Source organism: Pseudomonas sp. DVZ6, from assembly GCF_024259445.1.
Classification (GTDB): Bacteria; Pseudomonadota; Gammaproteobacteria; order Pseudomonadales; family Pseudomonadaceae; genus Aquipseudomonas; species Aquipseudomonas peradeniyensis.
In genome coordinates, this window is sequence record NZ_JANCLM010000025.1 from 81,406 (window position 1) to 94,470 (window position 13,065).

The 13,065-nt window shown below is 65.8% G+C and carries 15 protein-coding genes and 1 pseudogene; 1 reads left to right on the top strand and 15 read right to left on the bottom strand.

From position 1 onward, the window contains the following. Positions 1 to 6: 6 nt before the first annotated feature. The 8 genes and pseudogenes from glsB to NMG10_RS15955 form a co-directional block, all read right to left on the bottom strand. Positions 7 to 924 carry a glutaminase B gene (gene glsB / locus NMG10_RS15920; protein WP_028691427.1) on the bottom strand — a complete coding sequence of 306 codons (918 nt, stop codon included), beginning with the start codon at positions 922 to 924 and terminating at the stop codon, positions 7 to 9. Between the two features lie 266 nt (positions 925 to 1,190). After that, entirely contained in the window at positions 1,191 to 1,697 is a 507-nt protein-coding gene (locus NMG10_RS15925) for a GNAT family N-acetyltransferase (RefSeq protein ID WP_232856930.1), read from the bottom strand. Between the two features lie 6 nt (positions 1,698 to 1,703). After that, a pseudogene (locus tag NMG10_RS15930) lies at positions 1,704 to 2,264 on the bottom strand (HD family hydrolase); the annotation flags it as partial. A 25-nt stretch (positions 2,265 to 2,289) separates the two neighbouring features. Next, positions 2,290 to 3,459, bottom strand: a complete 1,170-nt coding sequence (locus NMG10_RS15935) for a MerR family transcriptional regulator (protein WP_254464681.1) — start codon at positions 3,457 to 3,459, stop codon at positions 2,290 to 2,292. A gap of 93 nt (positions 3,460 to 3,552) precedes the next feature. Next, the gene (locus NMG10_RS15940; RefSeq protein WP_254464682.1) at positions 3,553 to 4,233 is read right to left on the bottom strand and encodes an HD domain-containing protein; all 681 of its coding nucleotides are present in this window, start codon (positions 4,231 to 4,233) and stop codon (positions 3,553 to 3,555) included. A gap of 16 nt (positions 4,234 to 4,249) precedes the next feature. Beyond that, entirely contained in the window at positions 4,250 to 4,468 is a 219-nt protein-coding gene (locus tag NMG10_RS15945; protein WP_254464683.1) for a hypothetical protein, read from the bottom strand. 50 nt (positions 4,469 to 4,518) lie between these two features. Continuing rightward, positions 4,519 to 4,902, bottom strand: coding sequence for a tautomerase family protein (locus NMG10_RS15950; protein ID WP_254464684.1), 384 nt, complete (start codon positions 4,900 to 4,902; stop codon positions 4,519 to 4,521). Between the two features lie 99 nt (positions 4,903 to 5,001). Then, positions 5,002 to 5,319 (bottom strand): hypothetical protein, encoded by a 318-nt coding sequence (locus tag NMG10_RS15955; protein ID WP_203647290.1) that lies wholly within the window; start codon positions 5,317 to 5,319, stop codon positions 5,002 to 5,004. Between the two features lie 205 nt (positions 5,320 to 5,524). Between NMG10_RS15955 and bla the strand changes: the two genes are divergently transcribed. Further along, entirely contained in the window at positions 5,525 to 6,400 is an 876-nt protein-coding gene (bla, locus tag NMG10_RS15960; protein WP_337994563.1) for a class A beta-lactamase, read from the top strand. Between the two features lie 106 nt (positions 6,401 to 6,506). On the opposite strand, the gene NMG10_RS15965 is transcribed toward bla, so the two are convergent. From NMG10_RS15965 to NMG10_RS15995, 7 genes are all read right to left on the bottom strand, one after another. Further along, the gene (locus tag NMG10_RS15965) at positions 6,507 to 7,370 is read right to left on the bottom strand and encodes a sensor domain-containing diguanylate cyclase (RefSeq protein WP_234562454.1); all 864 of its coding nucleotides are present in this window, start codon (positions 7,368 to 7,370) and stop codon (positions 6,507 to 6,509) included. 311 nt (positions 7,371 to 7,681) lie between these two features. Further along, complete coding sequence (locus NMG10_RS15970; RefSeq protein WP_254464685.1) at positions 7,682 to 8,722, bottom strand: hypothetical protein; 1,041 nt, start codon at positions 8,720 to 8,722, stop codon at positions 7,682 to 7,684. A gap of 301 nt (positions 8,723 to 9,023) precedes the next feature. After that, positions 9,024 to 9,839, bottom strand: coding sequence for an isocitrate lyase/phosphoenolpyruvate mutase family protein (locus tag NMG10_RS15975; protein WP_254464686.1), 816 nt, complete (start codon positions 9,837 to 9,839; stop codon positions 9,024 to 9,026). 397 nt (positions 9,840 to 10,236) lie between these two features. Beyond that, positions 10,237 to 10,707 (bottom strand): arsenate reductase ArsC, encoded by a 471-nt coding sequence (locus NMG10_RS15980; RefSeq protein WP_232856892.1) that lies wholly within the window; start codon positions 10,705 to 10,707, stop codon positions 10,237 to 10,239. A 15-nt stretch (positions 10,708 to 10,722) separates the two neighbouring features. Further along, the gene (locus NMG10_RS15985) at positions 10,723 to 12,006 is read right to left on the bottom strand and encodes an arsenic transporter (protein ID WP_069017405.1); all 1,284 of its coding nucleotides are present in this window, start codon (positions 12,004 to 12,006) and stop codon (positions 10,723 to 10,725) included. A 21-nt stretch (positions 12,007 to 12,027) separates the two neighbouring features. Continuing rightward, on the bottom strand, positions 12,028 to 12,372 hold the full coding sequence (locus NMG10_RS15990; RefSeq protein WP_110739533.1) for a metalloregulator ArsR/SmtB family transcription factor: 345 nt from the start codon (positions 12,370 to 12,372) through the stop codon (positions 12,028 to 12,030). Between the two features lie 151 nt (positions 12,373 to 12,523). Further along, entirely contained in the window at positions 12,524 to 12,898 is a 375-nt protein-coding gene (locus NMG10_RS15995; RefSeq protein ID WP_232856891.1) for a hypothetical protein, read from the bottom strand. Positions 12,899 to 13,065 lie beyond the last annotated feature (167 nt).

Below are 13,065 nucleotides of genomic sequence, written 5' to 3' on the forward strand. Positions count from 1 at the left end.
GGGCGCTCAGACCGCCGAGAACACCGACCCGGTCATCCGCTCGCTCAAAAGCTCCAGCGCCCGCAGCCCCGCCAGCGAGTTGCCCGAGGCGTTCAGCGCTGGCGACCACACGCAGATGCTGTAGCGCCCTGGCACCACCGCGACGATGCCGCCGCCCACGCCGCTCTTGCCTGGCAGGCCGACCCGGTAGGCGAAGTTGCCGGCCTCGTCATACAGCCCACTGGTGGCCATGATCGCATTCACCTGCTGTGCCTGGCGCGGGCTGAGCACCTGCTCGCCGCTGTGCGGGCAGTAGCCGCTGTTGGCCAGGAAGGCGAAGCCGCGGGCCACGTCGGCGCAGCTCATGGACAGCGCGCAGTGGTGGAAGTAGCTGCGCAGCACCGCGTCGACATCGTTGTGGAAGTTGCCGAAGGCCTGCATCAGGTAGGCCATGGCCGCGTTGCGCGCGCGGTGCTGGTATTCCGACTCGGCCACCACCGTGTCGCTGACGATGCGCGGGTTGGCCGCCAGGCGGCGGACGAAGTCGCGCATCGACAGGGTGGGCGTGGCATAGCGCGACTGGTTGATGTCACAGATCACCAGCGCCCCGGCATTGATGAACGGGTTGCGTGGCCGGCCTTTTTCCACCTCCAACTGCACCAGCGAGTTGAACGCCTGGCCCGAAGGCTCGTAGCCCAGCCGCGACCAGATGTCCTCGCCGCTGTGGTTGATCGCCTGCACCAGGCTGAACACTTTGGAGATGCTCTGTATCGAGAACGGCGTGTGGGCATCGCCCGCGCAGTGCAACTGGCCGTCCAGGCTCTGCACGGCGATGCCCAGCTGGTTCGGGTCGACCTGGGCGAGGGCGGGGATGTATTGCGCCACCTGGCCCTGGACGAGCAGGGGGCGGACGTGGTCGAGGATCTCTTGCAGGAGTGCTTGCATCGGGAAACCTGGTGCGAAGGAAAGGCGCGTTCGAAAACGTTCAGGTAGACGATGGTTGCTGGCTGCGGAGCACATCTGTTCGCGTTGGCTCGCGTGCTGATGCGCAACCTGTAGGAGATCACACAGCCCTTCCGGGCTGCGCTGTCGCGCAGGGAACAGGGTTTCAGCGTGGGAGCGGGCTTGCCCCGCGATAGCGTCGGCACGGGTGACAAGGTTGTGGCTGCCGACGCCGTCGCGGGGCAAGCCCGCTCCTACAGTGATCGCGTTTACGCGTTGGCGGTTGCCTCGAACGCCGTGGAGTATTGCACGCTGCCCTTCGGCACATCACCGCTGAAGGCCAGGGCCTGGAAGTACTCGGCCGGCACGCCCGGCAAGCTCAGGCCCGGTTGGGCCTTGAAACCGAAGCGGCCGTAGTACCCTGGGTCGCCCAGCACCACGCAGCCCTGGCCACCCAGCCCGTGCAGGCGGGCCAGCGCGGCGTTGATCAGCGCCGAGCCGATGCCCTGGCCCTGACGCTGCGGCAGCACCGAGACCGGTCCCAGTCCGTACCAGCCCTTGGCGCCCGACGACAGGCTTACCGAGGAGATCGCCACATGGCCGACGATGGCGCCGGCCTCCACCGCCACCAGCGACACCGTCAGTTGTCCGGCCTGACGCAGGGCAGCGACGATGAACTGCTCGGTGTGGCTGCTGTGTTCGGCGTTGGCAAAGGCGGCCTCGGTCAGTTGGCCGATGGTGGCGGTGTCCTCCGGGCGCTCGTCGCGCAGGCTGATGCCATTGTCGAGATGCCGGCGCGTGTCGGCGTCGATCAGGCCGCGCAGGGCCTCGAACAGCGGCGTGGCGGCGGTATAGCGCTTGCCGTAGTCGAGGTTGAAGGCATAGTCGAAGCCCGGCGGGTTGCGGCCCTGGTTGTGTTGCAGCAGGGTTTCCAGCTTGTCGAGGGCCTTGACCGCCTGCGCCTCGACCGAGGTGGCGGCCTCGTATTCCTCCCACAACGCCATGATCTCGTCGCGCAGGGCGGCGTCCAGGCTCGACATCAGGTGCAGCAGGTCTTCGCGTTCCTGCCGGTTCTTGTCGGGGAAGCCCTGTTTGCTGACGGCCGGGACGTCGCCGCTGATGGCCTCGCCCAGGTCGTGGACCAGGCACATCTTCAGCACCTTGAGCAGGTCGAGATCGCCCAGTTCGTCGGCGAAGGTGATGGCCATCAGGCACAGCCGCCAGGTGTGCTCGGCGGTGCTTTCGGCGCGGCCGCTGGAGGTGTGGGCGCTGCGGATCACGCTCTTGAGTTGTTCGGCCTGGCGCAGGAAGGCGAGGCGGTTCTGCAGTTTTTCGATGTTCATGGTGACTCCATGTCCTGGGGCGGGTTCAGCGCGTCTGCATGACGAACAGATGATACCCGTACTCGCCCAGGTGGTTTTCGTGGATCTTGAGTTCGCGGCGGATGTCGGCCAGGGCCTGGGAGGCGAAGTCCTCGTCCGCCAGGCTGGCCACGCGTTCGCGCAGCGGCTCCAGATAGTGGCTCCAGGCCTGCACGCTCAAGGGGAAGTGCGACAGGGTGCGATAGCCCAGGCGGGCGATGGCGGCCAGGCGCGTGTCGACGCTGTGCAGGTCGGGGTAGGCGGCCTGCCAGAACGCCTCGACCGAGGGAGTGAGCCGGTCGGCCACCCGCACCAGGTCGCTGACCACCAGGTAACCCTGGGGTTTGAGAAAGGTGCGCCAGTACGCCAGGGCGTTGTCGAAGCCCATGATGTAGGCGCAGCCCTCGGCCCAGATCGTGTCGAAGTGCCGGGGCGCGAACGGCAGCTGGGTCATGCTCGCGCAAATCGGCGTGACCCGCGCCTGCAGGCCCTTGGCGACCAGGGTCGCGCGCAGGCAGCCCAGGCTGTGCTCGTCGTTGTCCAGCGCAGTGATGTGCGCCTGGCTGTGTTCGGCCAGCAGCACGCTGGAGGCGCCACGACCGCAGCCGATGTCCAGCAGTGTCGCGGGGGCGTGGGGCAAGGCGTGCAGTGCTTTGAGTGAGTCCTGTGCCGAGCCTGGGCCGAGGTACTCGAGGCCATCGAGAATGCGTTCGAAGTCGGCCATGTAGCGGTCGTGTTCGTTCATGTCGCGGGACAGCCATTTCAGGCGCAGGGCCTGTTTCTCATTGAATCCCTGCCGGCGCAGCCACGCCAGGTGGGCGCCGGGTGCCTGCTGCTCGAGGGCCTGGTGCCAGGGGCGCATGGACGACAACCCGAGCATCGCCGCCAGCAGGTCACGCGAGCGTTGTCGGGCGGCGATCTCTTCGTCCAGGGTATGCAGGCGTTCGAGCAGGGCCGCGCGGTCCAGGCGCGCCTCCAGGCAGGCCTGGCATTCCTTCAGGCTCAGGCCGCCGGCCTGCAGTTGCTGCAACAGCCGCAGCTGCTGCAGGTCCTGCTCGCCGTAGGTGCGATAACCGTTGGCCTGGCGCCGCGAGGACACCAGCCCGAGTTTTTCGTAGTAGAGCAACGTGGAGCGGCTCAGGCCCACCTTCGCCGCCAGTTCGGAAATGCGATACACCAGTCTTCCCCTCATGCAGTGGGGCGATGATGAACTATGAAGTTATAGACAGGTAAAGCGGATTTTCGCAAAAAGAGGTGGCGCTGGTGTCCTTCAAGCCTGGGTCGACAGGGCGCAGGCCGGATCCACCCCGACCTCTTCCATGAATTCGGCGAGAAACGACGCCAGCCGCTGATGCCTGATGGCGGCCAGGCGCGCGCCTTCGCCGGTCTGCAAGCCCGAGCTGAGCTTGAGCAGTTTGGTTGGGAAGTGCTCGATGGCGAAGTGGTTGTCGCGATAGTCCCGCCCTGCGGCAGTGGGGTTCTCGGCGTCATAGAGTGCCGACCCCATGCGCCCGGACACATAGAAGCAGCGGGCGATGCCGACGGCGCCCATGGAGTCCAGGCGATCGCTGTCCTGGAGGATCTTCGCTTCCAGGCTCTGCGGCGAAAGGCCCGCCGAGTAGCTGTGGGTCATCACCGCATGGGTCACCTGCTCGATGCGCGGTTGCGGCCAGCCCATGTCGGCAAGGATCGCGGCGGCGCGTTCGGCCGAAAGCGTCGAGGCCTGCGCACGCAGGGGCGAGTTCTTTTCCACCGCCACGCAATCGTGCAGCACGGTGGCGGCGAGCAGTACTTCGAGGTCGCCGCCCTCCCTGGCCTGGATACGCCGGACATTGCTCCAGACCCGTTGCAGATGGGCGAGGTCATGGGAGCCGTCGTTACTGTCGGCGGGCAGTTGGGGCAGCAACTCGGCTGCGAGGGCCTGCAAGGGGAAGAAGGGCGTGTTGGTCAACGAGGGCTCCAGCGGATCAGGGGAAAGGCGCAATGTCGAATTGTCCCAGCAACAGCATCAGTAGCAGCAAGAGTACGACAAGGCCGATGGCAGCTGTCCACTCGGCCTCGGCGCGCTCGGTGTACCAGGCGCCCCTGGACGGATACCTGCCCAGCGTGGCCAGCTTCACCAGTGGCCAACCGAGCGGATAGCACAGGCTGTGGAACAGGACATGAACGGACAGTTCGCTGATCATCGGAGGCTCCTGCGGCCATGGTAAGGACGGTGCCAGGCAGCCCACTGCCGTCAACTGGCGTACTGGGCGATACCGTTGCCGAACGACCAGTTCTCCTTGCGCACCTCGACCAGGTTGATGAACACGTCCTGTGGCCGCACCCCGGCCTCGCGCTCGAAACCTTCGGCGATGGCCTGGTACAGCGCCTTCTTCTGCTCCAGGGTGCGGCCTTCGTTGAGGGTGATCTGGATGAACACCTGGCCGTCGGAGCGTTGGATGCCCAGGTACTGCGGGTCGCTCACCAGGTGGTCGCCATCGTGTTCGGTAAGGATCTGGAAATTGTCGTGTTCGGGCACATTGATCGTTCGCCGCATGCAGGCGTAGACGATCTGGCCGAGTGTGCGCAGATGAGCCGGGTCGGGGTGGCGCTTGATATCGATGCGTACCAGTGGCATGTGGACTCCTTGGACGATGGCCAGGCGAGACGCAGGAGCTGGTAGGGCAGGATCAGGCATGAGCCCGGACAGGCGCCGGGCTCGGGAAGGCAACTACCGTTACTGTGGCAGCAGCTTGGAGGCGCGCTCGCTCGCGTTATTGAAGACCTCGATCAGCCTTTTCGCCAGGGCGTCTTCGATGGCCGCGGCGGTGAGCAGGCCCTGGGTGAAACCGATGCCCTGCTCCTTGGCGACAGCCAGCTGCTGGCTGTTCTCTGCCTCGGCCATGTCGCCCAGGTAGTGGGCAGCACGATAGGCGTAGCGCTCGGGGAGTGTCAGCTGTTCGAGGTCCTTCAGCGAGAGGGCGAACTGGCTGGCGGCGGCGGGCTTCAGGCTGAGTTGCTCGAACTGGAGCAGGCTCAGGCGATCGGTAGTCAAGGCGAATCTCCGTTTCATTGCGGGAACACCCGGTTACTGTCCTGCCTTTTGCCGGTCAACGCAAGGGTGGCCAGGGCAGTGGCGCGAAAAGAATCCGCTTTCCCACGGCATGGCTGGTCCTGCTGGAGGGACAAGGCGGTGCTTGGCTCAGGTGCTAAAACGTTCTAGCCTTCGCGTTTTGCTCATTTTCTTAAGGAATGCCTGCATGATCCCCACCCTCAGCCGCCGCCGCGTGCTCCAGGGCGCGCTCGGCTGCTCGGCCCTGCTGACCCTGCCCGCCTGGGCGGACAATTCGCTGCGCCAGGCGATGCAACAGCTCGAGGCGGCCAGCGGCAGTACCATCGGCCTGTGGGCCCTGGACACCGGCAGCGGTCGGCAATTGGCCTGGCGTGGCGAAGAGCGCTTCGCCTTCTGCAGCACCTTCAAGGCCGTCCTTGCCGGTGCCGTCCTGCACCGCAGCGCGTCCGAGCCGGGTTTGCTGGCGCGGCGCATCGCTTATGGCGCCGAGCAACTGGTGGTCTATTCGCCGGTCACCGAAAAGCATGTCGGGCCTGGCATGACCGTCGCCGAACTGTGCGCCGCCGCCGTGCAGTACAGCGACAACACCGCCGGCAACCTGCTGCTCGAACTGGTCGGTGGTCCACCCGGGTTGACGGCGTTCGTCCGTGGCCTGGGCGATCCGACCTTCCGCCTCGACCGTAACGAGCCGACGCTGAACACCGCCTTGCCGGGTGATCCGCGTGACACCACGACGCCCCTGGCCATGGGCATGACCCTGCAGCGCCTGCTGCTCACCGATGGCCTGCCCGCCGCCGCGCAACAACAGCTGCAGGCCTGGCTCAAGGGCAACACCACCGGCGACACGCGCATTCGCGCCGGGCTGCCGAAGGACTGGGTGGTGGGCGACAAGACCGGCTCGGGTGACTATGGCGTGGCCAACGATGTCGCGGTCATCTGGCCCAAGGGCCGGGCGCCGTGGATCCTGGTGGTGTTCAGCCGTGCTACGAAACAGGACGCGCCGTGGAACAGCGAGACGATTGCGGCGGCCACGCGGATCGTGGTGGAGGCCTGGAAGGGCTGAGCAAGTGTGCGGGCCACATCGCGGGGCAAGCCCGCTCCCACGAGTGGTTGCGCGTGCTCATCAGCGTGGGAGCGGGCTTGCCCCGCGATGAGGCCACAACAGGCCATCACCCCACCCGCACTCGCCGCCGCTTCTTGCGGTACATCTCGCCATCGGCATGGCTGAGCAGGGTGTCGGCATCCTCGCCATCGCTGGGATAGCAGGCCACGCCGATGCTGCAGGACGGCATCCTGACATCGCCGAACTCGGCCCCGAGCGGCTCCTCCATGACCATGGCGATCTGCTCGACCACCTCGTACACGGCGTCCTCCGACGGCACATCGGTCAGCAGCACGATGAACTCGTCGCCGCCGATCCGCGCCACGGTGTCTGCTTCCTGCACGCTGTCCTGCAGGCGTCGGGCGATGGTGCACAGCACGCGGTCGCCGGCCGCGTGGCCGTGCACATCGTTGATGCCCTTGAAGTCGTTGACGTCCAGGAACAGCAGGGCCAGCCGTCGCTGCTGCTGACGGGCGGCGCGCAGGGCGGTGGCCAGGCGGTCGTTGAACAGCGAGCGGTTGGTCAGCTTGGTCAGCGGGTCGTGATGGGCGAGAAAGCGCAGTTCCTGCTCGGCCTGGGTGAGGGCGGTGATGTTGCGCGCGACGCCGATCCGCGCGCCCACCTCGTCGGACCAGAAGGCCGCCCAGAGGATATGCACGATCTCGCCATCCTTGCGCACATAGCGGTTGCGAAAGTCGAAGTGCGGGGTGCCGTCCATGACCCGGACGATCGAGGCGCGGGTGGTTTCCAGATCGTCCGGGTGCATGTAGCGGGTGATCGGGGTGCCGGTCAGTTCGTCGGCGCGATAGCCGAGCAAGGCTTCGCAGGCGTTGCTCACGAACACGATGGTGTCGTCCCGGTCGACCACGAACACGGTGTCCAGCATCAGGTGGATCAGCCTGGGGTAGAGCGCTTGCAGGTCGACGGGCATAGGGCAGGGGTGTCCGATACGGGTAGCCCGGTCATGGTCCGATCACGCAGGGCGGCGGCGCGAGGTCCTGCAAGCCGCCGGGGGCCGCTTGCCGCGCCCGTGCAGCATACACAGGCTCGGGGGCGCGGCACACTACCTGTGGGCAAGCAGACTGTCGGCTGCTTCAAGTGCCCCTGTCTGGCGGAAACGGCAACCGCCCCAGCAACTCGACGATTGTCGTCGCGCAGCGCCCATCGGGGTCCAGGTCGGGGTCGAAGACCGTGACCGTCATGCCCCGACGGCATGGGGCAGCCCTTCGCTCGGTTGACGGCCTAGAGTTTCCAGCATCCGGCGAAGCGCTTGCAAACCCCTTCGCGTTGGTCCAGTTCAGCCATGCTGCGCAAGTGTTCGAGTCTGATCTGGGCGACCGTCTCTTGCAGGACATAGTTGTAGTAGTGCGCCATGTCGCGCATACGCTGGGCCCTGCTGGGCAGGTGCGGGTCGTTGTTGTCACCAGCCCAGACCTGCAGTTGCTGGTCAAGGACACTGCGCAGGTAGGCGCGGTTGTCGGTGTCGTAGCGCTCCAGCGTACGAGTCTTCAGGTTGGCGAGCGCCTCGGCGAATGTCTGCAGGTTCTGCTGGTATTGCTGCCAATAGGCCTCAGTCAAATCAAGGCCCATTTCCTGTTTGCGTGCCGCTACCTGTACTTCGGGGGAGGCTTGGCGGGTGAGGACCACGGCTGTGCGCAACGTGGTCAACTGTTCCATCTCCGGTGTGACGCTGTCGCGCAGGATGCTGTCGATCAGCGCGGTGCGCCGGGCGGAATCGGGCAGGGGCGTGGGTTGTTTCGGGAACAGCGCTGACGTACCCCAGCAGACGGTTGGAACAGTGTCGATCATCGGATAGGGCTGGCGCTGGTCCTCTCCCTCGACCCGTTGCAGGCGCACCAGTTCCACCTGGCAGTAGCCAGGCGACTTGTCGAAGCTCAGTTCGTATTCGGAACCTGCCTGCGGTGTCAAGGTGAACGAGGCCGCACAGACCGTGGTGGCGCCCTGGGTGTTGGCGCGAACATGTACTGGTTTGCCGGGTTCGAGGCGGATCTCGTAGTAGCTGTTGCTGTGCGCTGGCGGCGGTACGCTCATGTCGGCGCGCCGGCGGGAGTCGGGGACGAACAGGTTGTTGAGCATGCCGGTGGTCCGCCCTTCACAGCGCTCGCTGTCGAACAGGTCGAGGGTGGAGCTGCTATTGCCCGAGATGTAGCGCAGCTTGGCGGCATCGGGGCGGGTGCTGTCGATATAGGTGCCATTGACACTGCAGGCGCTGACCAGGGTGGACAGGGCGAACAGGGCAAGCAGTCGGGTGGCGGGGGGCATGATCGTCCGTGAGTGAGGCCGTGGGGGCGCCGATGCTAGGGCGATTCCGGCGATTCGTCCAGTGGGCCATCCCTTTCAAGGTCTTTACCGGATAAGGGCCTCAAGGTGTCCGCCGCAAACCTTGCAACGCCTATAAGACCGAGCGCCGCGCGGGCGGCGCTCGGTCTCAAGAGCGCTGCAACTCTGTCGTCGAACACCTTGAAAGGCCTGGTCCAGTGGGCCGGAAATGATCAGCCCACGGTAGTGGAGCGAACCGATGAGGGCCAGGTGCTTTTCAGCTTCTACAGGCTCTCCCTACCGTTCAGGAACCATCGGCCTGGCTGGCCATCAGTGCGTTGAGTTCACCATAGCTGTGTGCCTTCAACCCGCTGGTGTCGAGTTGGCCGCTTTCCAGGAAACGCTGGGCCAGGCCGCTCATGGCGCCATAGAGAAACTCGGCGATGCTCGATCCGGCACTCAGGCGGCGAACGCCAAGCTGTTGCAATTCGGCCGGGCCGGGCAAGCCTGCGCGCCAGAGCAGATTGACCGGCAGCGTCAGCTCCCGGCACAGCGTAGCGATCTCGTCGGGCTCGACCACGCCGGCGGCGAACAGCCCGTTCGCGCCGCCAGCGGCATAGCGCGCGGCGCGCCGCAGGAGCTCCTCGAGGCGCTGCTCGGCGGGCAGCAGGTTCTTCAGGTAGACATCGCTGCGCACGTTGATGAACAGGTCGACCCCGCGCCGGCTCGCGGCGTTTCTGGCGGCGTCGAGCTTGCGCAGGAGCTGTTCGGGAGGCTGTGTGCCGTCCTCGATGTTGATCCCCACCGCGCCTGCGGCGATGACCGTGTCGACGACCTTGGCAACCTGTTCGGGGGCGTGCGAATAGCCGCCTTCGATATCCACCGTCAGCGGCACGCTGAGCACCCTTGCCATCGACTCGACGGTGCCGGCCAGCAGTGCCAGGGGCAGCTTGTCGCCGTCCTGATAACCGTGCGACCAGGCCACGGCGGCGCTGCTGGTGGCGACCGCCTGGCTGCCCTGGCGCTCGACCAGGCGCGCGCCGCCGGCGTCCGCCACGTTGGCCAGAAGTAACAACCCTTGCTGGTGAAGACCATGAAATACGCGATCCAGTGCTGCCATGACGACATGACTCCCTTGAACATCCTGTTGATGGTTCACTGCGGGACCTAGATTGCCATTTTCCCTGGGGTTCGACGAGAGTGTTGCAGCGCCTGTGAGATCGAGCGCCGCCCGCGCGGCGCATCGCGACGCAAGGCCGCTCCTACATCTGTTTCGGGCCAGTCAATCCTGTGCCAATACCTTGTCCGCCTTGTTGGTACGACGCGGTTTCAATGTGGGCACCACTGGCGCCTCACCTGTCTCAAGACATGCACCAAGGCGGGCAACCATGGCCTGACAGGTTCGGTACGTTGCAACAAATGTAGGAGCGGCCTTGCGTCGCGATGCGCCGCGCGGGCGGCGCTCGATCTTGTAGGCGCTGCAACTCTAATGTCGAACACCTCGAAAGGACCAGCGCTCAAAGCCTGCCGATCTTCTCCAGCTCAACCGCAAGCTGATCGCGCCCGAGGCTGGCCAATGGCAGGGCCAGAAACGCCCGGCAGCGCCGTTCGATATGCGCCAGGGTGGCGCGGAAGGCGGCGTCGATGGTCTGCTCGTCGCCCACCACCTCGGACGGGTCCGCCAGTCCCCAGTGGCACTTCAGCGCCGGGCCGAAGTACACCGGGCAGGTTTCTCCGGCGGCCTTGTCGCACACGGTGATGACGATGTCCGGCGGGTTGTCCGCGAAGGCGTCGTTGCCTTTGCTGCTCAGCCCCTCGATGGCGATGCCGGCCTGTTGCAGGGTGCTCAGGCTGCGCGGCAGCACCTGGCCCCGGGGAAAGCTGCCGGCGCTCACGGCCTGCAAGCCCGGCGGCGCCAGGTGGTTGAACAGGGCTTCGCTGAGGATGCTGCGGCAGCTGTTGGCTGTGCACATGAACAGGACTCGCATGGGGCGCTCCGGGTATCAAAGGCTCAGGCGCAAGGCCAGGGCCGAGAGGGTGATCAACAGGACCGGCAGGGTCAGCAGGATGCCGACCTTGAAGTAGTAGCCCCAGGTGATGCGCATGCCCTTGCGCTCCAGCACGTGCAGCCAGAGCAGGGTGGCGAGGCTGCCGATGGGGGTGATCTTGGGGCCCAGGTCGCAGCCGATGACGTTGGCGTAGATCATCGCTTCGCGTACCAGACCCTGGGCATCGCTGGCCTGGATCGACAGGGCGCCGATGAGCACGCTGGGCATGTTGTTCATCACCGACGACAGCAAGGCGGCAAGCAGGCCGGTACCGAGGGTGGCGCTCCACAGGCCGTGCGCGGCCAGGCGGTCGAGCAGTTGCGTGAGCAGGTCGGTGAGGCCGGCGTTCTTCAGCCCATACACCACCAGGTACATGCCCAGCGAGAAAATCACCACCTGCCAGGGCGCCTCGCGCAGCACGCGGCGGGTGGAGATGCGATGGCCGCGGGCGGCGACGGCGAACAGCATCGCCGCGCACACCGCCGCCACCGCGCTGACCGGCACGCCCAGCGGTTCCAGGGCGAACAGCCCGACCAGCAGCACCAGCAGCATCCAGCCGCCGACCACGAAGGTGGCGCGGTCATGGATCGCCGCCTCGGGGGCCTTGAGCGCATCGAGGGCATAGTGACGCGGCAGGTCGCGACGGAAGAACAGCCACAGCACGCCGAGGGTGGCGGCGACGCTGACCAGGTTCACCGGGACCATCACCGCGGCGTACTCGCCGAAGCCCAGGCCGAAATAGTCCGCCGAGACGATATTGACCAGGTTCGACACCACCAGCGGCAGGCTCGCGGTGTCGGCAATGAAACCAGCGGCCATGACGAACGCCAGGGTCGTGGCGGCCGAGAAGCGCAAGGCCAGCAGCATCGACATGACGATGGGGGTGAGGATCAGCGCGGCGCCGTCGTTGGCGAACAGCGCCGACACCGCCGCGCCCAGCAGCACGCAGAAGGCGAACAGGCGGTAGCCGCTGCCATTGGCCCAGCGCGCCACATGCAGGGCGGCCCATTCGAAGAAGCCGGCTTCATCGAGCAGCAGGCTGATGATAATGATGGCGATGAAGGTGGCCGTGGCGTTCCAGACGATGGCCCAGACCGCCGGGATGTCCTGCAGCGAGACCGCGCCGACGGCCAGGGCGATCAGCGCGCCGAGTGCCGCGCTCCAGCCCACGCCCAGGCCACGGGGTTGCCAGATCACCAGCACCAGGGTGAAGACGAATACCGCGATCGCGATCAGCATGGGTGTTTTCCGGGGGCAGGTTCAGCAGCAGGCGGCGCGTTGCGGGCGGCCGTCCATGTGCTGCAGGCGGGTGGTGTTGTCGTGCAGCCAGGTTTCGTTGGCTCGCAGGGTCAGTTGCAGCAGGTCATGCACCCAGGCAGGGAGCTGTGGGGCGAGGCGGTAGTACACCCACTGGCCCTGGCGGCGGTCCTGCAACAGGCCGCAGTTGCGCAGTTGGGCCAGGTGGCGGCTGATCTTCGGCTGGCTGTCGCCGAGGGCGCACATCAACTCGCAGACGCACAGCTCGCCCGACTGGGCGATCAGCAAGGTGGCACGGGCGCGAGTCTCGTCGGCGAGGCATTTGAATACCTCAGGAGGCGTGAGCATGGTGATGGCCTATACATATGGAAAATCGAATATACGTATTTTCGTATGTATCGCGCAACCCCATCGCGGGGCAAGCCCGCTCCCACGCTGTGCAAGCTAAATCAGCACGTTATGTTTTGTTCCAGAGGGAAGCAGGCAGCGCGTGGGCTGTTCAGCGGCGATAGTAGCGGTGGTCGTCGTCATAGCGATGACGCAGGGCGCGCTCGTGATGGCGTTCCCAGTAGCGTTGCCGTTCCATTTCCCGGCGGTGCTGCTCCCGGCGCCATTGTTCGCGGCGCCACTGTTCCCGACGCCAGTCGTCGCGGTGATCGTGCCAGCGCTCGTCGTGCCGGTAGCGGTCGTCATGGGCCAGCAGCGCTGCCGAGGGTGCGCTGGCCAGGCTTGGCCAAGGGTTTTCGCTGGCCTGGCGGTCCGCCAGGTCGAGGGTGTGAGGTGTCGACGTCTTCATCGGTGCGGCGGATGCCGAGCCTGCGGCCGCGAGTGCGAACAGGCCAACGAGCAGCATGCATGGGGCAGGGAATTTCATGAGAGAAGACAACCTCTGAATGGCAGGTGAGCGTGCGTTCGGTGGCTGTTGGAGCAACCGAGGAATGCACTCACCCAATAGACCGGGAAAATGGAAAAAGTTCTGGAGGGGCGTTTGTCCCGATTCTTGTCCTCAAGGTGTCCGCCGTAACCCTTGCAGCGGCTATC

Coding starts and splice junctions, on each gene's coding strand:
- NMG10_RS15975 (WP_254464686.1), bottom strand. CDS start 9,839: ATGGCAGCACTGGATCGCGTATTTCATGGTCTTCACCAGCAAGGGTTG.
- NMG10_RS15970 (WP_254464685.1), bottom strand. CDS start 8,722: ATGCCCCCCGCCACCCGACTGCTTGCCCTGTTCGCCCTGTCCACCCTG.
- NMG10_RS15995 (WP_232856891.1), bottom strand. CDS start 12,898: ATGAAATTCCCTGCCCCATGCATGCTGCTCGTTGGCCTGTTCGCACTC.
- bla (WP_337994563.1), top strand. CDS start 5,525: ATGATCCCCACCCTCAGCCGCCGCCGCGTGCTCCAGGGCGCGCTCGGC.
- NMG10_RS15945 (WP_254464683.1), bottom strand. CDS start 4,468: ATGATCAGCGAACTGTCCGTTCATGTCCTGTTCCACAGCCTGTGCTAT.
- NMG10_RS15990 (WP_110739533.1), bottom strand. CDS start 12,372: ATGCTCACGCCTCCTGAGGTATTCAAATGCCTCGCCGACGAGACTCGC.
- NMG10_RS15950 (WP_254464684.1), bottom strand. CDS start 4,902: ATGCCACTGGTACGCATCGATATCAAGCGCCACCCCGACCCGGCTCAT.
- NMG10_RS15965 (WP_234562454.1), bottom strand. CDS start 7,370: ATGCCCGTCGACCTGCAAGCGCTCTACCCCAGGCTGATCCACCTGATG.
- glsB (WP_028691427.1), bottom strand. CDS start 924: ATGCAAGCACTCCTGCAAGAGATCCTCGACCACGTCCGCCCCCTGCTC.
- NMG10_RS15980 (WP_232856892.1), bottom strand. CDS start 10,707: ATGCGAGTCCTGTTCATGTGCACAGCCAACAGCTGCCGCAGCATCCTC.
- NMG10_RS15985 (WP_069017405.1), bottom strand. CDS start 12,006: ATGCTGATCGCGATCGCGGTATTCGTCTTCACCCTGGTGCTGGTGATC.